This window comes from Mycobacterium sp. (assembly GCF_049683355.1).
GTDB lineage: Bacteria > Actinomycetota > Actinomycetes > Mycobacteriales > Mycobacteriaceae > Mycobacterium.
In genome coordinates, this window is sequence record NZ_JBAUJB010000051.1 from 21786 (window position 1) to 39778 (window position 17993).

Here is a 17993-nt window from a genome sequence, read left to right on the forward strand (position 1 = left end):
GTTACCACTTACCAGTTGAGGACGACCTCGTTCAGCGGAAGACGTTCGCGCGGCCGCCGGTCGCGTTCGGCGATCTCCGGATCCACCCCGGAGTAGTCACCCAGCCTGCCGACCGCGATCACCACGAGCGGCGCGAGCCCGTCGGGCAGCCCGAACGCGTCGACCGCCTGCTCCGGGTAGAAGCCGGCCATCGGATGCACGATCAGCCCCCGCGCGACCGCCTCGATCGACAGGTTGGCCATCGCGGCCCCGGCGTCGACCGCGGAGTACCGGGCGGTCTTGGAATCCTCGCCTTCGTCTGCGCACAGCAGGATCAACGCTGCGGCGACCTTGGCGTAGCTGTTCCCGCGCCTGAGGAACCCCGCGACGGTGGCGAACACGTCGTCGCCGCGACGTCCGACGACGAACCGCACGGGCTGACGTCCGCCCCAGGTAGGAGCCCAGCGGGCCGCCTCGAGCAGCGCTTTCAGATCGCCGTCGGAGAGCTCGTCGTCGGGGTCGAACGCGCGCGGACTCCACCGCGCCGCGATGGGTGGATGGATCGGGACCGAGGTGTCGGCGGACCGGTCCGAAGGGGCGTCGGGCACGCTCGCGACGCTACCGGCGGGATAAACCGGATGCGCGCAACCTTTATCCTTTACGGGATCTCCTGGTTCCCCGATGTGTGTCGAAACGGTTTTCGCAACGTTGTTGAAAGGTTGAGTAGTGGCGCTCGTCGTACAGAAGTACGGCGGATCCTCGGTGTCCGACGCCGAGCGCATCCGCCGTGTGGCCGAGCGCATCGTCGAGACCAAGAAGGCGGGCAACGACGTCGTCGTGGTCGTCTCGGCGATGGGCGACAGCACCGACGAACTCCTCGACCTCGCCAAACAGGTGTGCCCGGCGCCGCCGGCCCGCGAGCTCGACATGCTGCTGACCGCCGGCGAGCGGATCTCCAACGCGCTCGTGGCGATGGCGATCGAGTCGCTCGGCGCGCAGGCCCGCTCGTTCACCGGCTCGCAGGCCGGGGTGATCACCACCGGGACCCACGGCAACGCCAAGATCATCGACGTCACCCCGGGACGGCTGCGGCAGGCACTCGACGACGGCCAGATCGTGCTGGTCGCCGGGTTCCAGGGTGTGAGCCAGGACACCAAGGACGTCACCACGCTGGGTCGTGGCGGGTCGGACACCACCGCGGTGGCCGTGGCGGCGGCGCTGAACGCCGACGTGTGCGAGATCTACACCGACGTCGACGGGATCTTCACCGCCGACCCGCGCATCGTCCCCGATGCCCGGCGCCTGGACACCGTCTCCTTCGAGGAGATGCTGGAAATGGCGGCCGCGGGCGCCAAGGTGCTGATGTTGCGCTGCGTGGAGTATGCCCGCCGATACAACCTGCCCATCCACGTGCGGTCGTCGTATACCGACAGGCCCGGCACGCTCGTCAAAGGATCGATGGAGGACATCCCCATGGAAGACGCCATCCTGACCGGAGTCGCGCACGACCGCGGCGAAGCCAAAGTGACCGTCGTCGGGCTGCCCGACGTGCCGGGCTACGCCGCCCAGGTGTTCCGCGCGGTCGCCGACACCGACGTGAACATCGACATGGTGCTGCAGAACATCTCGAAGGTCGAGGACGGCAAGACCGACATCACGTTCACCTGCTCGCGGGAGAGCGGACCCGGCGCCGTCGAAAAGCTGGTCTCGCTGCAGAACGAGATCGGGTTCACCCGGGTGCTCTACGACGACCACATCGGCAAGGTCTCGCTGATCGGCGCGGGCATGCGGTCGCACCCCGGCGTGACGGCGACCTTCTGTGAGGCGCTGGCCGAGGCGGGCATCAACATCGACCTGATCTCCACCTCGGAGATACGGATCTCGGTGCTGATCAAGGACACCGAGCTCGACCGGGCCGTCGCCGCGCTACACGAGGCGTTCGGTCTCGGCGGCGGCGAGGAAGCGGTCGTGTACGCGGGGACGGGGCGCTGAAATGGCGGGGCGAGCGAAGCGACGGGGTCTGAAATGGTGAGCATCGGAGTTGTCGGAGCCACCGGCCAGGTCGGCCAGGTGATGCGGAAACTGTTGGCAGAGCGCAACTTCCCGTCTACCGAGGTGAGGTTCTTCGCGTCGGCGCGCTCCGCTGGAAAGAAGCTGGAGTTCCGCGGCCAGGAGATCGAGGTCGAGGACTCCGAGACCGCCGACCCGGCGGGCCTGGACATCGCGCTGTTCTCCGCCGGCGCGACGATGTCGCGGGTGCAGGCACCGCGGTTCGCCGCCGCGGGTGCGGTGGTGGTCGACAACTCCTCGGCGTGGCGCAAGGATCCCGATGTCCCGCTGGTGGTCTCCGAGGTCAACTTTGCGCGTGATGCCCACAACCGCCCGAAGGGCATCATCGCCAACCCCAACTGCACCACCATGGCAGCGATGCCGGTCCTGATGCCGCTGCACTCCGAGGCCGGGCTGGTACGGCTGATCGTGTCCAGCTATCAGGCGGTGTCGGGCAGCGGCCTGGCCGGCGTGGAAGAACTGGCCGGCCAGGCGCGGGCGGTGATCGACGGCGCCGAACAACTCGTGCACGACGGCGGCGCGGTGGATTTCCCGGCTCCGAACAAGTACGTCGCGCCGATCGCGTTCAACGTCGTGCCGCTGGCCGGTGCACTGGTCGACGACGGGTCCGGCGAGACGGACGAGGATCAGAAGCTGCGCAACGAGAGTCGCAAGATCCTCGGCATCCCGGAGCTGGCCGTTTCCGGAACCTGTGTGCGGGTGCCGGTCTTCACCGGGCACTCGCTGTCGATCAACGCCGAGTTCTCCGAACCGTTGTCGGTGGCCCGGGCCACCGAGATCCTGGCCGCGGCGCCGGGGGTGACGCTGGTGGACGTGCCGACGCCGCTGGCCGCCGCCGGAGCGGACGACTCCCTCGTCGGCCGGATCCGACAGGATCCCGGCGTGGCGGACGGCCGCGGGCTGGCGCTGTTCGTCTCCGGTGACAACCTGCGCAAAGGCGCGGCGCTGAACACCATCCAAATCGCAGAGTTGCTCGCGGCCCAGCTGTAACTCCATTGCGCCGGAACGGTATTCCAGCAGGGCTTTTGGCGGCTTTTCTCGCGTGGAATACAGTTCCGGCGGCGAGTGCGACGCCCATTGAGCTGCCTCCGTTGCTGCCCGGGCAGGTCACCCGCATCGGTCCGGCGGCGGGTACGGGCACGCCGACGGGGGAGTACGGCATCGGCGCGACCGACCTGTGCGAGTTCATGCAGTTCCCGGAGCAGATCCTGCAGGTGTGCGGCGACAGCTTCCGCGGTCAGGGCGTGGGCTTCGGCGGCTGGTTCTCACCGGTCGCCCTGCACGTGAAAGACGATTCCCTCGACGACCCGGGCGGGGTGCGCTACGACGGGGTGACCGGAATCGAACGCCCGTTGCTGGCCGACCCGACACCGCCGGGGGCGTCGCAGTTGCCTGCGGGAGTCGTCGAGATCAATCGCGAGAACTACCTGCTGGTCACCACCACCGAAAACCTCCGACCGCAGAGTTCGAGGCTGGTGAGAGCTGTTGCGGGGAAGGGCGAGTGGGCCACCATCCCGGGATCGATTCGCGACGCCGAGCACGCGGACGGGCGCCAGTCCCAGATCAGCGGCTATTACGACCCGATCCCCACGCGCGACTCGGAGGGCGGCTGGGTCTACATCGTGGCCAACAATTTCGACCGCAGCGGTCCGGTGGTGCTCTACCGGGTCACGCCGCAGTCCTTCACTGACAGGGCCTCGTGGCAGGGATGGTCGGATGTCCGGGGCTGGGGGTTCGAGCCGACGCCGTTGTGGCGGGATGCGGTGGGGGAGATGAGCGTGCGCCAGATCGACGGCAGGACCGTGCTGTCGTATTTCAACGCCAGCACCGGGAACATGGAGATGCGGGTGGCCAACGCTCCGACGGGTCTGGGCACCGCACCCGTGACGACCGTGGTGTTCGCCGCGGAATGGCCCGACCCGGCCGAGGTTCTCCCGCCGCCGGAGGTCAACCGGCTGGCGCAGCCGTACGGCGGCTACATCTCCCCGGGGTCGACGCTGGATGCGGTGCGGGTTTTTGTCAGCCAGTGGAACACCACCCCACGCGGCGGCACCCCGTACCGGGTCATCCAGTTCGCGGTGAACCCGATCAAGCCCTAGTCAGAAGGGTTTTGCTGGCCTGGGGGGCGTAGAACTCCGCATCCCGTGTCGCGGCGGCACTGTGCACCGCCAGAATGCCGCTCGGTCCGAACTCATACCAGTCGCCGTCACTGTGCGAATGGATTTGTCCCTCGTAGTTCGTCTCAACAAATCGAAATGCCATGGCGCGGAGTCTGGCACGGCGGGCCGACAAGACTGCGAAAGAGGAGTTACCGCTCACTTCGATCAGGGCCGAGCAATTGCTCGAAGGAGGAATCCAGAAGCCGCTTGAGGTCGGTCACCATCCACCGGTCCGGCGCTCCCTTCTCGCCCGCGTCGTACTGAACCAGATAAGCGCGGCCGTCGTCCGACGCAGCGAATCTCGACTCGGGTGGCAGGCCGTCGAGGAAACACGGCATGCGCAACCTGTCCTCCCGTTGGTGGATGGCGATCATCGGGACGGCGAGCAGCGTGTCGGGGGCGTAGGGGATCGGCGCACAATCCCGGTCGACCAGCCGGACGTGTCCGTCGTAGCGGCCGTTCTGTCGTGCGAACTTGCGGATCGGCCAGGGCGAGACCTCGGCAGGTGCCCGCTGCAGTTTCTGCAGGTCCACTTTGCCCACGTTGAAAAGCCGATCGCCACCGACCCAGTCGAAGAAGCGGGCGTCCTCGACGAGCACCCCGGCCCCGGGCAGGGTCCAGCATTCGCCGAGCGCGGTCATCCTGGACCGGACGGGAGCGATGTCGATGAGCCAACTCAACGTCGATGTGTGGCCGATCGCCGCAAGATCCGATCGGACACCCTCTGCGCGCAGATGACTGACTGCGTCACGAAAGATCACACCGATCGCCGCCGACGTCGCCGGGATTGCGGCGCGCGCAGCCTCGAAGGCATCTGTCAGTGCCTGGTCGCCGGCGGCCATCCGGTGGCGGAACCGGCGGAGGCGCGCAAGCTCTTCGTCCTGGTCGCCCACTCTGCCTCCACGAGTCCGCGCGTCGGCCCAGTGTCTCACAGCGGCGTGTCGGCAACCGTTCACCTGCAGCCTCATAGCGGATTCACAGTCGGCACCTAACCGGCACCGGGCATCGCAGCGCACCATCGATGCCATGAGCAATCCAACGCCGCCCCCCGAGAACCCCGAACCCGCCACCGGACCGGTGCTATCCCCGCCGCAGGCGGACGCGCCACCACCTCCGGTACCGCCGCAACCGGTCCACGCACAGGAATCCAATCGGCTCAACAAAGCTGCCGCATGGGTCGGCGTCGTGGCCGGATCGGTGATCATCGTCGCGGTCATCTTCGGCACCGGCTTTTTTGTCGGCAAAGAGGTCGGCGAAGGGTCCCGCGGCCATGACCGGGGCCATCACATGATGGTGCGCCCGGCGATGCCGATGTTCCCGATGGGACCGAACGGCCAGTTCGAACGTGGCCCAGGCGCTGTCGGACCGTTCGGTCCCGGCGGCCCGATGACCCAGATGCCGCGGTCGCCGGGCGGCTCGGACGACGCTCCTGGCCCCGCCCGACCCTGAGCAGAACTCCTCGGATGGATCGCGGGGCTTTCGGGTACACCGGCCAGAGGACGGCGGCTCAGCCGGGACGCCGCCGCGTCCCCGAGGAGAAAAGGCATATGACTGACAAGTACACGACCAACGATGCCGGCGCGCCCATCCCCAGCGTCGAGCACTCGTTGACCGTCGGCCCGGACGGCCCGATCCTGCTCCAGGACCACTACCTGATTGAGCAGATGGCCAACTTCAACCGGGAACGTATTCCGGAGCGCCAGCCCCACGCCAAGGGCGGCGGCGCGTTCGGCCAGTTCGAGGTGACCCAGGATGTCAGCGCCTACACGAAGGCCGCGTTCCTGCAGCCGGGAGTCAAGACCGAGATGGTCGCCCGGTTCTCCACCGTTGCCGGCGAGCGCGGCAGCCCAGACACCTGGCGTGACCCGCGCGGCTTCTCGCTGAAGTTCTACACCAGCGACGGCAACTTCGACATGGTCGGGAACAACACGCCGGTGTTCTTCGTCCGCGACCCGATGAAGTTCCAGAACTTCATCCGCAGCCAGAAGCGGATGGCGGCGAACAACCTGCGCGACCACAACATGCAGTGGGACTTCTGGACGCTGTCGCCGGAATCGGCGCACCAGGTCACGTGGCTGATGGGTGACCGTGGCATCCCGAAGACGTGGCGCCACATGAACGGCTACTCCAGCCACACCTACAGCTGGCTCAACGACGCCGGCGAGATGTTCTGGGTCAAGTACCACTTCAAGACCGACCAGGGCATCGACTTCCTGACCCAGGAAGACGCGGACCGCCTGGCCGGCGAGGACGCCGATTACCACCAGCGCGACCTGTACGACTCGATCGAGGAGGGCAACTTCCCGACGTGGACGCTGCACGTGCAGATCATGCCGTTCGAGGACGCCAAGACCTACCGGTTCAACCCGTTCGATCTGACCAAGGTGTGGCCTCACGGCGACTACCCACTGCACGAGGTCGGCAAGATGACGCTGAACCGCAACGTGGTCGACTACCACGCCCAGATCGAGCAGGCCGCGTTCGAACCCAACAACATCGTCCCGGGCACCGGGTTGAGTCCGGACAAGATGCTGCTGGCCCGCGGGTTCTCCTACGCCGACGCCCACCGCGCCCGGCTCGGCGTGAACTACAAGCAGATCCCGGTCAACGAACCGCACACCGAGGTCCGCGCCTACAGCAAGGACGGTGCGATGCGGATCCGCAATGCGCCGGATCCGGTGTACACGCCGAACTCGATGGGCGGTCCCGAGGCCGACGCCAAGCGGGCCTCGGAAGTGCACTGGACTTCCGACGGCGACATGGTCCGCACTGCCTACGCGTTACGCGCCGAGGACGACGACTGGGGCCAGGCCGGCACCATGGTTCGCGAAGTCCTCGACGACGAAGCACGGGAACGGTTGGCGCACAACATCATCGGACACGTATCCGACGGGGTCAAGGAACCGGTGCTGTCGCGGGTGTTCGAGTACTGGCGCAACGTCGACCCCGATCTCGGCAAGAAGGTCGAGGAAGGTGTGCGCAACGGAGACTGACCGGGAGGCTGACGCAACCGAATCGCGTGGAAGGCCGACAATGACGAAGCTGTTCATCGCCGAGAGATCGGCGCGGGTGAGTTCCGCACTCGCGGGAGCGGCGATGATCGCCGGGGAGTCCATAAGGTTCTGTGCCGATCCGGCCTACGTGTGGAATGCCGAGCCCGATCCGAAGCGGCGCGTCGCACTGGTCAGCGGTGGCGGCGCGGGCCACGAACCGATGCACGCCGGCTTCGTCGGGACGGGCGGGCCTGGACGCCGCCTGCCCCGGCGAGATCTTCACGTCGCCGTTCAACGGCCAGATCTACGCAGCCTGCGCGAAAGTCGCTCTCGCCGAAGGTGTTCTGCAGATCGTGAAGAACTACACGGGTGATGTGCTGAACTTCTCGATCGCCGCAGAGCGACTGCGGTCCGAGGGCATCCCCGTCGAGCAGGTACTCGTCGATGAGGACTGGGGTTCACGGGAAGCCGGCGACGTGGGCAGGCGGGGCACCGCGGCGACGGTGGTGGTCGAAAAGGTTCTCGGCGCGGCCGCGGATGCGGGACTGGGTCTCGAGGAACTCGCCGCTCTGGGGCGTTCCCTGGTCGCGGGATCCCGGACCATCGCGGTGGCTGCAGAGGCGCACCGCAACCCGGACGCCGGCGACCGTGCGTTCGACGTACCGGAGGGTGAGCTGGAATACGGCGTGGGCATCCACGGCGAGCCTGCGAGCGAGCGGATTCCGGCCTCCGATCTACCCACGCTGGTGGACCGGATGCTCGACGAGCTCGTGGCAGACATGGCGGTGCCCGACGGCGTCGTGGTGCTGGTGAACGGACTCGGCGATATCGGGCACCTGGAGCTTCTGCACGTCGCCGACGCGGTCGGTCAGTCCCTGGCGGGTCGTGAGATCCAGATCCAGAGCATGGTCGCCGGTGCCTACTGCACCGCGCTGGACATGCGGGGACTCAGCCTCACGTTGGTGGCGGCCGGCCCCAGCTGGTTGGACTACTGGCTCGCCGACCACGACACTGCCGCACTCCCGACGCCGCGTGCGTTCTCGGTCGTCGCCGGTCAGTCCACCCCGGCTGCGAACCAGGAGACGAGCAGCCCACCGTCGCCGTGGTTGGCGGGCCTGGCCGAGCGCGTCGAGCAGCGCCGGTCTCGGTTCAACGCGCTCGACCAGGTAGCGGGTGACGGTGATTTCGGGGACAACCTCGCAGCGGGGGTGTCCAAGGCGGTTGCCCGCAGTGGACCCGACGGCGACCTCGGCTCGGACACCGGACATCTGGCGTCGGCGTACCTCGATGACGTCGGAGGGTCCAGCGGGCCGCTGCTGGGTCTGGTGTTCGGCGCACTGGCGGCACGTATCGACGGTGCTGCTGCCGCCGACCTGCCCGCGGCGTTGCTCGCCGGGTTTTCCGATGCCCTCACCGCTGTGCAACGTGCCGGCGGTGCGCAGCGCGGTGATCGCACACTCGTCGACACTCTCGCGGGCATCATGGACGACACCGCCTCGCGGGACCAGGAGGTGCTCGACGAAGCGGCGCCCAGGTCGGCGATAGCTGCCGCGGAGCGCACTCGGGACATGACCGCTCGTCGAGGCCGCGCCGCGTATGTGGGTGACCGGGTCCTCGGATCGCCCGATCCCGGCGCCGTGGCGATCGCCTGGCTGGCGGCCGAGCTCTGGGACGCGGCGTCGGGGTCACCGTCAGGGCTCGGCGCATCAGCAGATGCGTTGTTGCCGCAAACCGGCTCTGGCTAGCGCTGCCCCTGGCCCTGACCGGGGTACGGCAGCAGCGCCATCTCCCGGGCATTCTTGATCGCCGTGGTGACCTGGCGCTGCTGCTGCACGGTCAGCCCGGTCACGGAGCGGGACCGGATCTTGCCGCGTTCGGAGATGAACTGCCGCAGGGTCGGGGTGTCCTTGTAGTCGACCCTGTCGACATCGAGCTGCTTCAACAGGTTGCGCCGCTTCTTCGGGGCGGCGAGCTCCCGCTTCTTGCCCCTCACCAGCTGGACTTCCGCACGCCGGGCAGCTGCCCCTCGTGGACGAGCTCCCGGACCCGCACCCGGGACAGCCCGAACTTGCGCAGGTAGCCGCGGGGCCGGCCGTCGGCCGCGTCGCGGTTGCGCACCCGCACCGCGCTCGCGTCGCGTGGCTGGCGTGCCAGCTCGGCCTGCGCCGCAACGCGGGCCTCGGGCGTGGTCGACGGTGACTTGATGATCCGTTTGAGCTCGGCTCGCCGCTCGGCGTAGCGGGCCACGATGACGCGCCGCTGCTCGTTCTTGGCGATTTTGGATGACTTGGCCATCGTTCAGCGCTCCTCTCGGAAGTCGACGTGCTTGCGGACGACCGGGTCGTACTTGCGCAGCGTCAGCCGGTCAGGGTCGTTGCGGCGGTTCTTCCGGGTGATGTAGGTGTAGCCGGTGCCTGCTGTGGAACGCAGCTTGACCAGCGGGCGGATCTCATTGCGGGCCATCAGATCTTCTGCCCGTCACGGCGCAGCCGGGCAACCACCGACTCGATTCCGTCGCGGTCGATGATCTTGATGCCCTTGGTGCTCACCCGCAGCGTGACCCGGCGGCCCTCCGACGGCAGGAAGTAGGTCTTGCGCTGGATGTTGGGGTTCCAGCGACGGCGGGTGCGGCGGTGTGAATGCGACACCGAGTTGCCGAAACCGGGCGAGCGACCGGTGACCTGGCAATGGGCGGACACGGCTCTCCTTACGATCGTTACTGACAATGATTTTCGACAAGCCCGAATCAGGACTGTAGCGTCAACGCGTAGTAAATGAAAATCATTTCTGTATAGAGGAGAAGTGGATGCGCACCCCAGTCGTCGTCGTGACCGGCCAGAGCGATAGCGAGGACATCGCCGGCATGCTGCTCTCCGGTCCGGGCACGGCGTTGGTGGAACACCGGTTCGACGGGCACGTCGTGCATCGCAGAACCACCCTCGTGCAGCGGGGGGGTCAGGCTGACGGCCGACTCGGTGCTCGAACTCGCCCACGGCTGCGTGTCCTGCACCGTGCGCAACGATCTGCTGGAACACCTGCGACACCTGCACCGCAGGCCTGACGTCACCCGCATCGCCGTCCGGTTGGGCCCGTGGATGGAGCCGGAACCGGTCTGCTTTGCGATCACCCATTCGCCGACGGCCCGTGACGTCTCGGTGGCCGCTGCTCGCCGGGCAGCCACCGCTGGACGTCGCCGGACCGGTCCGGATCCTCGAGTTCGGGGCCCGCCGCCCGTTTCATCCGGATCGTCTGCACTCGGCTGGGGACCTGCTGTTGGACGGGGTGATCCGCAGCCGCGGCCGGTTGTGGCTGGCCAGTCAGCCCGACCGGGTGATGTGGCTGGAGTCGGCCGGCGGTGGACTGCGGGTCTCCCAGGCAGGGAAGTGGCTGGCGGCCATGACGTCTCGCGAAGTCGCCTACGTCGCCCCGGAACGCCGGGCGATCGCGGACCTGCTTTGGGAGTACCGGTACGGGGATCGCCACACGTCGATGACGGTGCTGGTCTGCGGGGCGGACCCGGAGGAGATCCGCGAGGCACTGCAGGGCGCGCTGCTCACCGACGACGAAATGGACCGTCCCGAGGAGTGGCGGAGCTTCCGGGATCCCTTCGGTGACTGGCATGCCGACCCGTGCGATGAGGGAGTCCGCACCGGGCAGTCGGACGTCGAGGATCTCGGCCGCGAGGGTTGACCTGGCCGTTGATGTCGGCTGGCATGATCGGACCCATGAGTATCGATGCCGTGTACACCGCCGAGTCCACTGCCACCGGAGGCGGCCGCGACGGCCACGTCAGGTCCACCGACGGCAAGATCGACCTCGACACCCGGCCCCCCAAGGAGATGGGGGGCAGCGGCGACGGCGTGAACCCCGAACTGCTGTTCTCGGCCGGTTACGCGGCGTGTTTTCTGGGTGCGCTGCGGCTGGTCGCCAAGAACGAGAAGGTCACGCTCGACGACGCGAGCGGCATCACGGCCCAGGTCGGTATAGGGACCGCTGTCGGAGACGGCGAATCGGGTAAAGACGACGACGGTGGCTTCGGGCTGACCGTCGAGCTGATCGGCTACCTGCCCGGCCTCGATCAGGGCGTCGCCGACGATCTGATGCAGAAGGCGCACGGGGTGTGCCCGTACTCCAAGGCCACCCGGGGCAACATCGACGTCAAGCTCGCCGCGAAGGTCTGACATGAGAATCCCCGCACTCGGTCTGGCAGCGGGTATGGGCCTGGCGGTGGCACTGGCCGCTCCGGCAGTAGCGCGACCGTCCGACCCCGGCGTGGTGAACTACGCCGTGCTCCCCAAGGGTTCGGTCAGCAACATCGTCGGGGCGCGGATGGGGTTCGAGCAGACGTTCACCGACCCGTTCCAGGCCTTCTACGTCGACAACCCGGTGTGCAACAACTGGGCCGACATCGGCCTGCCCGAGGTGTACAACGACCCCGACCTGGCCGCGTTCAACGGTGCGGTGGCCCAGGAGTCGCCCACCGACTCGACCCACCTCGTCAAGCAGGCGGTCGGGGTGTTCGCCACGCCGGAAGCCGCCGACCGGGCCTTCGCGCGCGTCGTCGACCGGACCGTGGGCTGCAGCGGCCAGACCACGGCGATGCACCTGGACAACTTCACCACCCAGGTGTGGACGTTCACCGGCGGGCCGGCGAGCGCGACCGACGCGAGCTGGGTGAAGCAGGAATCCGGCACCGATCGACGCTGCTTCGTGACGACGCGCAAACGCGAGAACGTCCTGCTGCAGGCCAAGGTCTGCCAGTCGGGTAACGGCGGGCCCGCCGTCAATGTCCTCGCCGGCGCCATGCAGAACACCCTCGGTCAGTAACGCGTGCGATCGCCCGACGCGTAATGCGGGTCGAATTAGGGCACACGTCATCCACGCGTCACCCGCCGAACGCGAGATTTTGTCGGTGCCCTCTGGAAAATGGAGGGGCAGCGATCATCCAGACCGGAGGGAGCGGCTGACATGGCCCGCACCATCGCTACCGACTGTGCCGCCGACTGTGGAGTCGGCGAACTCGCCAGCGCCACCGAAGCCGCCGAGCACCTCGTCGCCGACTGTCTGACGGATGGGCCGGTCGGCCGGGTCGGACTCGAGGTCGAGGCGCACTGCTATGACGTGGCGGATCCGTTGCGGCGGCCGGGGTGGGAGGAGTTGACGTCGGCGATCGCGGCGCTGCCCCCGCTGCCGGGAGGCAGCGTGGTCACGGTCGAACCGGGCGGTGCGGTCGAACTCTCCGGTCCGCCGTCGGCTGACCCGGTGGCCGCGATCTCGGCGATGGCCTCGGACCGTGCGGCGCTGCGCCCGTCCTTCGCCCAGGCCGGGTTGGGGCTGGTGCTGCTCGGTGCGGACCCGGTGCGGCCGGCGGCCCGGGTGAATCCCGGGGCGCGGTATCACGCGATGGAGCACTTCTTCCGCGCGAGCCAGACCGGCGCCGCGGGCGCCGCGATGATGACCTCGACGGCGTCGGTGCAGGTCAACCTCGAGGCCGGCCCGAGAGCGGCGTGGGCTGATCGGGTGCGGTTGGCGCATGCGCTGGGTCCGACGATGATCGCGATCGCCGCGAATTCCCCGGTGTTCGGTGGCCGCTTCACCGGCTGGCGGTCCACCCGGCAACGGGTGTGGAGCCAGCTGGATTCGGCCCGTTGCGGGCCGATCCTGGGCGAGAGCGGCGACGATCCGGCCTCGGACTGGGCCCGCTACGCGCTGCGCGCACCGGTGATGCTGGTGCACAATCCCGACCCGACACCCGTCACCCAGTGGGTGCCGTTCGCGGATTGGGCCGACGGGCGGGTGCTGCTCGACGACCGCCGACCGACCACGGCGGATCTGGACTACCACCTGACCACGCTGTTCCCGCCGGTGCGGCCGCGCGGATTCCTGGAGGTCCGGTACCTCGACAGCGTGCCCGACCAGATCTGGCCGGCGGTGGTGTTCACCCTGGCCACCCTGCTCGACGACCCCGCGGCATCGGACATCGCAACCGAGGCGACCGAATCCGTGGCCACCGCATGGGACCGGGCCGCTCAGGTCGGGTTGCGTGACCGGCGACTGCACAGCGCCGCCTACCGGTGTGTACAGGCCGCCGCCGAGCGCGCCCCGGCCGAACTCGAGGAATCCATGACTGCACTGGCGCGTTCGGTCGAACAGGGGCGCAGCCCGGGCGACGACTTCGCCGACCGGGCCGTCCGGTACGGGATCGCCGGCGCGGTCACCCAACTGGCACGAGGAGAGCTTTGACCCAGCGCGACCAGCTTGCGGACGATCTGACCAGGGCGAGGGCCCGCACGCTGCGGCTCGTCGACTTCGACGACGCCGAGGTGCGCCGCCAGTACGACCCACTGATGAGCCCGCTGGTCTGGGATCTGGCCCACATCGGCCAGCAGGAGGAGCTGTGGCTGCTGCGGGGTGGCGACCCGGACCGGCCGGGTCTGCTGTCCCCGAAGGTGGACCGGCTCTACGACGCATTCGCGCACTCCCGGGCCAGCCGGGTCGACCTCCCGCTGCTCCCGCCCGCCGAGGCGCGGCGGTACTGCGCGACGGTGCGCGGCCGGGCGCTCGACGCGCTGGACGCGTTGCCCGACGGACACCCCGACGCGTTCACGTTCGGGATGGTGGTCAGCCATGAGAACCAGCACGACGAGACGATGCTTCAGGCGCTGAACCTGCGCTCGGGCGCGCCGCTGCTGGACCGGGGCAGCGTGTTGCCCGCGGGGCGCACCGGGTTGGCCGGGACGTCGGTGCTGGTGCCCGCGGGAGAGTTCGTCCTCGGCGTGGACGCCGCGACGGAACCGTACTCATTGGACAACGAGCGTCCTGCGCACCTCGTCGACGTTCCGGCGTTCCGGATCGGACGGGTGCCGGTGACCAACGGCGAGTGGCGAGCGTTCATCGACGACGGTGGCTATCAGCAGCGGCGCTGGTGGTCGGAGGCGGGCTGGGCCCACCGCAGCCAGGCGGGCCTGACGGCACCGCTGTTCTGGGACGGGCACGGCACCCGAACCCGGTTCGGTCACCGCGAGGACATCCCCGCCGACGAACCCGTGCAGCACGTCACCTACTTCGAGGCCGAGGCCTACGCGGCCTGGGCGGGTGCCCGCCTGCCCACCGAGGTGGAGTGGGAGAAAGCCTGCGCCTGGGATCCGCACACCCGCTCCCGGCGGCGGTACCCCTGGGGCGCCGCGCAACCCACCACCGAGATGGCCAACCTCGGCGGTGACGCGCTGCGACCGGCGCCGGTCGGCGCGTACCCGGCGGGCGCCTCGGCCTACGGGGCCGAGCAGATGCTGGGCGACGTGTGGGAGTGGACGACGTCGCCGTTGCGGCCGTGGCCGGGCTTCACCCCGATGGTCTACGACACGTACTCCGAACCGTTCTTCGAGGGTGTGGCGACCGGTGACTACCGGGTGTTGCGCGGCGGGTCGTGGGCCGTCTCGCCGAACGTCCTGCGCCCCAGCTTCCGCAACTGGGACCACCCGATCCGCAGGCAGATCTTCTCCGGGGTGCGGCTGGCCTGGGACCACCATGTGTAGGCATCTGGCGTGGCTCGGTGCCCCGGTCTCGGTGGCCTCGCTGGTGCTCGACCCGCCGTCGGGTCTGCTGGTGCAGTCCTACGCGCCGCGCCGGCAGAAGCACGGGCTGATGAACGCCGACGGGTGGGGCGTCGGGTTCATCGACGACTCGGTGCCGCGTCGGTGGCGCAGTGCCACGCCCCTGTGGGGCGACGCGTCGTTCGCGTCGGTGGCGCCCGCTCTGGTCAGTCACTGCGTGGTGGCGGCGGTCCGCTCGGCGAGCGTGGGCATGTCGATCGAACCGTCGGCCTCGGCGCCGTTCACCGACGGGACGTGGCTGCTGTCGCACAACGGGATCGTCGACCGGGCGGCACTTCCTGCGTCCACGCGTGCGGAGTCGACCAACGACAGCGCACTGCTGGCGGCGTTGATCTTCGACCGGGGAATGGATCGGCTGGCCGAGACCGTGGTCGAGGTGGCGGCCGACGATCCGAACGCCCGACTGAACGTCCTGGCCGCCGACGGCGACCGCCTGATCGCCACCACCTGGGGAGACACGTTGTCGGTGCTGCGCCGAGACGACGGCGTGGTGCTGGCCAGCGAGCCCTACGACGACGATCCCGCCTGGCAGGAGATCCCGGACCGGCACCTGGTGCAGGCCACCGCCACCCGTGTGCATCTCACCCCGCTGAAAGGACCGTGATGACTTCTCAACTCTCGATCTCGAACTACCTGGCCGCCGACGCCGCCGAGGAGGCGCTGCGTCGCGACGTCCGCCACGGTCTGACGCAGAATCCGAAGTCGTTGCCCCCCAAATGGTTCTACGACTCGGTTGGCAGTGACCTGTTCGACCAGATCACCCGGCTGCCGGAGTATTATCCGACCCGCGCGGAGGCGCAGATCCTCCAGACATACGCCGACGAGATCGTTGCCGCTTCCGGTGCCGACACATTGGTGGAGCTCGGCAGCGGCACCTCGGAGAAGACCAGGATGCTGCTCGACGCCCTGCGAGACCAGGGGGCGCTGCGTCGCTTCGTCCCGTTCGACGTGGATGTCAGCGTCCTGAAGACGGCAGGGTCGGCCATCGAGCGGGAGTATCCCGGTGTCGAGATCGAGGCCGTCTGTGGGGATTTCGAAGAGCATCTGGGCAAGATCCCGAGCACCGGCCGTCGGCTGGTGGCGTTCTTGGGATCCACCATCGGCAACCTGACCCCCGGCCCGCGGGCGGACTTCCTGTCCTCGGTGGCCGATCTGCTCCAACCGGGTGACTCGCTGCTGTTGGGCACCGATCTGGTCAAGGACACCGACCGGCTGGTCCGCGCCTACGACGACAGCGCCGGCGTGACCGCCCGATTCAACCAGAATGTGCTGACGGTGGTGAACCGGGAACTGGGGGCGGACTTCGACATCGACGCGTTCGAACATGTCGCACGGTGGAACGAAGCCGAGGAACGCATCGAGATGTGGCTGCGGTCCACCAGGGCTCAGCGGGTCCGGATCGCCGCGCTGGAGCTGGACGTCGACTTCGCCGAGGGTGAGGAGATGCTCACCGAGGTGTCGAGCAAGTTCCGACGATCCCGGGTGGACACCGAGCTGTCGGCTGCCGGGATGCGCCGAACCCATTGGTGGACCGATGATTCCGGTGATTTCGGCCTCTCACTCTCGGTGCTGGAATGACCCGAACGCAGGGGACGCTCGCGCAGAGCTGGCGCGCGGCGCGACCCCCCGTCGCCGGTGTGCACGTCGACAGCGCGGCCTGCTCCCGCCAGAGCGTCGCCGTGATCAACGCCTCGGCCGAGCATGCGCGCCACGAGGCGGAGGTGGGTGGTTATGTCGCAGCGGAAGCCGCGTCCCCGGTGCTGGAAGCGGGCCGCGCCGCGGTGCGGGCGCTTGCCGGGATGAGCGACGCCGACGTCGTCTTCACCACCGGATCCAACAACGCGCTCGACATCCTGCTCGGCGACTGGGCCGGTGAGCGGAGTCTGGCCTGTCTGCCCGGTGAGTTCGGTCCCAACCTGATGATCATGGCCCGCCATGGTTTCGAGATCCGCGAGTTGCCGGTCGACGGGTTCGGCCGTCTGGATCTCGACGCGCTCGGGGCGTTTCTGGCGTCGAACCCGCCGGCGCTGGTGCATTTCACCATGCTGGGCAGCCACAGCGGCGTGGTGCAGCCGGTGCACGACATGGTCGCCGCGTGCCGGGGGCACGGAATCCCGCTGATCGTCGACGCCGCACAGGGTTTCGGACATCTCGACTGCGCCGGAATCGGTGCCGACGCGTTCTACTCGTCGTCGCGGAAGTGGACTGCAGGTCCGCGCGGTGTCGGCATGCTGGCGACCAGACCGGGACTGCTGTCAGAGCCCACACCACAACGCATCGGCCACACCGAAGCGAATGTCGGCCTGCACGTCGGCCTTTCGGTCGCGCTGGGGGAGTACATGGCAGCAGGTGCGCAGCATGTACAGGCTCGACTGCGTGAGGTCGGCGTGGCCACCCGCACGGCGCTGGCAGGTGCCCGGGGGTGGACGGTTCTCGAGCGGGTTGAGGAACCCAGCGCCATAACCACCCTCCGGCCGCCCGACGGGACCGATCCGATGGCGGTGCGGGCCAAGTTGATCGCCGAGCACTCCGTCGTGACGACCTATCTGGGCCGTGAGCGAGCGCCGCGGGAGATGACACATCCGGCGCTTCGGGTCTCGCCGCACGTCGACGTCACCGACGCCGACCTCGAGACACTCGTCGAGGCGCTGGCCGCGGCTACGCGCTGACCGTCGTCGTGACCAGCCGGACCGGCATCTGTTTGACACCGGGCACCATCGTCGCCTTCATGCGCACCACCGCACCATCGAGGTCGATGTGCTCGAAACGCATCAGCAGCTCCTCGAACAACACCCGGGCCTCCAGGCGGGCCAGTTGTGCCCCCAGGCAGGAGTGCTCGCCGCACCCGAACGCCAAGTGCAGGTTCGGGTTCCGGGTGATGTCCAGCTGCTCGGAGGTCGGGCCGAACACCTCTTCATCGCGGTTGGCCGAGCCATAGAGCATGGTGACGTACTGTCCCTCGCGGATCAGCTGTCCGCGGATCTCGACGTCGCGGGTGGCGCATCGAGACATGTTGGCCACCGGCGAGGTGTAGCGCAGCAGCTCCTCGACAGCAGAGGTCATCAACTCGGGATGGGCACGCAGCAACTGGAACTGCTCGGGTTTCTCGATCAGTGCCAGAGTGCCCAGCGCGATCAGGTTGCGCGTCGTCTCGTTGCCCGCGACGAGCACCAGCAGGC

At 68.4% G+C, this 17993-nt stretch carries 20 protein-coding genes and 2 pseudogenes; 15 read left to right on the top strand and 7 right to left on the bottom strand.

Features of this window, described 5'->3' with window-relative positions; translation table 11 throughout:
- Positions 1-8: 8 nt before the first annotated feature.
- Positions 9-587 (bottom strand): nitroreductase family protein, encoded by a 579-nt coding sequence (locus tag WA944_RS03025; RefSeq protein WP_526374928.1) that lies wholly within the window; start codon positions 585-587, stop codon positions 9-11.
- Between the two features lie 118 nt (positions 588-705).
- On the opposite strand from WA944_RS03025, the gene WA944_RS03030 reads away from it, so the two are divergent.
- From WA944_RS03030 to WA944_RS03040, 3 genes are read left to right on the top strand one after another with little or no spacing between them, the layout of a single operon-like run.
- A complete protein-coding gene (locus WA944_RS03030; RefSeq protein WP_526372814.1) occupies positions 706-1971 on the top strand; it encodes an aspartate kinase in 1266 nt (421 codons plus the stop codon).
- Positions 1972-2004: 33 nt separating this feature from the next.
- A complete protein-coding gene (locus tag WA944_RS03035; RefSeq protein ID WP_526607715.1) occupies positions 2005-3039 on the top strand; it encodes an aspartate-semialdehyde dehydrogenase in 1035 nt (344 codons plus the stop codon).
- A gap of 5 nt (positions 3040-3044) precedes the next feature.
- On the top strand, positions 3045-4148 hold the full coding sequence (locus WA944_RS03040; protein ID WP_526371345.1) for a DUF4185 domain-containing protein: 1104 nt from the start codon (positions 3045-3047) through the stop codon (positions 4146-4148).
- 209 nt (positions 4149-4357) lie between these two features.
- Here WA944_RS03040 and WA944_RS03045 read toward each other — a convergent pair whose 3' ends face one another.
- Positions 4358-5101 (bottom strand): hypothetical protein, encoded by a 744-nt coding sequence (locus WA944_RS03045; protein ID WP_526371347.1) that lies wholly within the window; start codon positions 5099-5101, stop codon positions 4358-4360.
- 133 nt (positions 5102-5234) lie between these two features.
- On the opposite strand from WA944_RS03045, the gene WA944_RS03050 reads away from it, so the two are divergent.
- From WA944_RS03050 to WA944_RS03065, 4 genes and pseudogenes are all read left to right on the top strand, one after another.
- Complete coding sequence (locus WA944_RS03050) at positions 5235-5657, top strand: hypothetical protein (RefSeq protein ID WP_526646257.1); 423 nt, start codon at positions 5235-5237, stop codon at positions 5655-5657.
- Positions 5658-5755: 98 nt separating this feature from the next.
- Positions 5756-7201 carry a catalase gene (locus tag WA944_RS03055; RefSeq protein ID WP_526371351.1) on the top strand — a complete coding sequence of 482 codons (1446 nt, stop codon included), beginning with the start codon at positions 5756-5758 and terminating at the stop codon, positions 7199-7201.
- 103 nt (positions 7202-7304) lie between these two features.
- Positions 7305-7379, top strand: a pseudogene (locus tag WA944_RS03060) (hypothetical protein); the annotation flags it as partial.
- The gene (locus tag WA944_RS03065; protein WP_526371353.1) at positions 7357-8946 is read left to right on the top strand and encodes a dihydroxyacetone kinase subunit DhaK; all 1590 of its coding nucleotides are present in this window, start codon (positions 7357-7359) and stop codon (positions 8944-8946) included. The pseudogene WA944_RS03060 and the gene WA944_RS03065, both read left to right, overlap by 23 nt.
- Here WA944_RS03065 and rpsR read toward each other — a convergent pair.
- Genes rpsR through rpmB form a run of 4 tightly spaced genes read right to left on the bottom strand, consistent with a single transcriptional unit; the run spans position 8943 to position 9900 of the window.
- Positions 8943-9194 (bottom strand): 30S ribosomal protein S18, encoded by a 252-nt coding sequence (gene rpsR / locus WA944_RS03070; RefSeq protein WP_526371355.1) that lies wholly within the window; start codon positions 9192-9194, stop codon positions 8943-8945. The genes WA944_RS03065 and rpsR overlap by 4 nt on opposite strands.
- Entirely contained in the window at positions 9191-9496 is a 306-nt protein-coding gene (gene rpsN, locus WA944_RS03075) for a 30S ribosomal protein S14 (RefSeq protein ID WP_526607983.1), read from the bottom strand. Before rpsN ends, rpsR begins: the two co-directional genes overlap by 4 nt.
- A gap of 3 nt (positions 9497-9499) precedes the next feature.
- Positions 9500-9664, bottom strand: coding sequence for a 50S ribosomal protein L33 (gene rpmG / locus WA944_RS03080; protein WP_159228778.1), 165 nt, complete (start codon positions 9662-9664; stop codon positions 9500-9502).
- Entirely contained in the window at positions 9664-9900 is a 237-nt protein-coding gene (gene rpmB, locus WA944_RS03085) for a 50S ribosomal protein L28 (protein ID WP_163886612.1), read from the bottom strand. Before rpmB ends, rpmG begins: the two co-directional genes overlap by 1 nt.
- 107 nt (positions 9901-10007) lie before the next feature.
- Here rpmB and WA944_RS03090 point away from each other — a divergent pair.
- From WA944_RS03090 to egtE, 8 genes and pseudogenes are all read left to right on the top strand, one after another.
- A pseudogene (locus tag WA944_RS03090) lies at positions 10008-10891 on the top strand (CobW C-terminal domain-containing protein).
- 35 nt (positions 10892-10926) lie between these two features.
- Complete coding sequence (locus tag WA944_RS03095; protein WP_526368322.1) at positions 10927-11382, top strand: organic hydroperoxide resistance protein; 456 nt, start codon at positions 10927-10929, stop codon at positions 11380-11382.
- A gap of 1 nt (position 11383) precedes the next feature.
- Positions 11384-12028: a sensor domain-containing protein gene (locus tag WA944_RS03100; protein ID WP_526368320.1), complete on the top strand. Its 645-nt coding sequence runs from the start codon at positions 11384-11386 to the stop codon at positions 12026-12028.
- 141 nt (positions 12029-12169) lie between these two features.
- Positions 12170-13444: an ergothioneine biosynthesis glutamate--cysteine ligase EgtA gene (egtA, locus tag WA944_RS03105; RefSeq protein WP_526646259.1), complete on the top strand. Its 1275-nt coding sequence runs from the start codon at positions 12170-12172 to the stop codon at positions 13442-13444.
- Entirely contained in the window at positions 13441-14736 is a 1296-nt protein-coding gene (gene egtB, locus WA944_RS03110; protein ID WP_526609970.1) for an ergothioneine biosynthesis protein EgtB, read from the top strand. Before egtA ends, egtB begins: the two co-directional genes overlap by 4 nt.
- Positions 14729-15418 (top strand): ergothioneine biosynthesis protein EgtC, encoded by a 690-nt coding sequence (egtC, locus tag WA944_RS03115; protein WP_526372481.1) that lies wholly within the window; start codon positions 14729-14731, stop codon positions 15416-15418. The genes egtB and egtC overlap by 8 nt, the downstream gene beginning before the upstream one ends.
- The gene (gene egtD, locus WA944_RS03120) at positions 15418-16392 is read left to right on the top strand and encodes an L-histidine N(alpha)-methyltransferase (protein ID WP_526372480.1); all 975 of its coding nucleotides are present in this window, start codon (positions 15418-15420) and stop codon (positions 16390-16392) included. Before egtC ends, egtD begins: the two co-directional genes overlap by 1 nt.
- The gene (gene egtE / locus WA944_RS03125) at positions 16389-17483 is read left to right on the top strand and encodes an ergothioneine biosynthesis PLP-dependent enzyme EgtE (protein ID WP_526646261.1); all 1095 of its coding nucleotides are present in this window, start codon (positions 16389-16391) and stop codon (positions 17481-17483) included. The genes egtD and egtE overlap by 4 nt, the downstream gene beginning before the upstream one ends.
- Here the strand turns inward: egtE and WA944_RS03130 are convergent.
- Positions 17473-17993 (bottom strand): cytochrome P450 (locus tag WA944_RS03130; RefSeq protein WP_526646263.1); only part of this gene is annotated, 521 nt, incomplete at its 5' end. The two genes, egtE and WA944_RS03130, sit on opposite strands and share 11 nt — an antisense overlap.

What these genes read in the sequence shown, in the direction of transcription:
- WA944_RS03100 (WP_526368320.1), top strand. Translation starts at nt 11,384, where the DNA reads ATGAGAATCCCCGCACTCGGTCTGGCAGCGGGTATGGGCCTGGCGGTG.
- WA944_RS03050 (WP_526646257.1), top strand. Translation starts at nt 5,235, where the DNA reads ATGAGCAATCCAACGCCGCCCCCCGAGAACCCCGAACCCGCCACCGGA.
- egtA (WP_526646259.1), top strand. Translation starts at nt 12,170, where the DNA reads ATGGCCCGCACCATCGCTACCGACTGTGCCGCCGACTGTGGAGTCGGC.
- rpsN (WP_526607983.1), bottom strand. Translation starts at nt 9,496, where the DNA reads ATGGCCAAGTCATCCAAAATCGCCAAGAACGAGCAGCGGCGCGTCATC.
- WA944_RS03055 (WP_526371351.1), top strand. Translation starts at nt 5,756, where the DNA reads ATGACTGACAAGTACACGACCAACGATGCCGGCGCGCCCATCCCCAGC.
- egtE (WP_526646261.1), top strand. Translation starts at nt 16,389, where the DNA reads ATGACCCGAACGCAGGGGACGCTCGCGCAGAGCTGGCGCGCGGCGCGA.
- egtC (WP_526372481.1), top strand. Translation starts at nt 14,729, where the DNA reads ATGTGTAGGCATCTGGCGTGGCTCGGTGCCCCGGTCTCGGTGGCCTCG.
- WA944_RS03095 (WP_526368322.1), top strand. Translation starts at nt 10,927, where the DNA reads ATGAGTATCGATGCCGTGTACACCGCCGAGTCCACTGCCACCGGAGGC.
- WA944_RS03065 (WP_526371353.1), top strand. Translation starts at nt 7,357, where the DNA reads ATGCCGAGCCCGATCCGAAGCGGCGCGTCGCACTGGTCAGCGGTGGCG.
- egtD (WP_526372480.1), top strand. Translation starts at nt 15,418, where the DNA reads ATGACTTCTCAACTCTCGATCTCGAACTACCTGGCCGCCGACGCCGCC.
- rpmG (WP_159228778.1), bottom strand. Translation starts at nt 9,664, where the DNA reads ATGGCCCGCAATGAGATCCGCCCGCTGGTCAAGCTGCGTTCCACAGCA.
- WA944_RS03035 (WP_526607715.1), top strand. Translation starts at nt 2,005, where the DNA reads ATGGTGAGCATCGGAGTTGTCGGAGCCACCGGCCAGGTCGGCCAGGTG.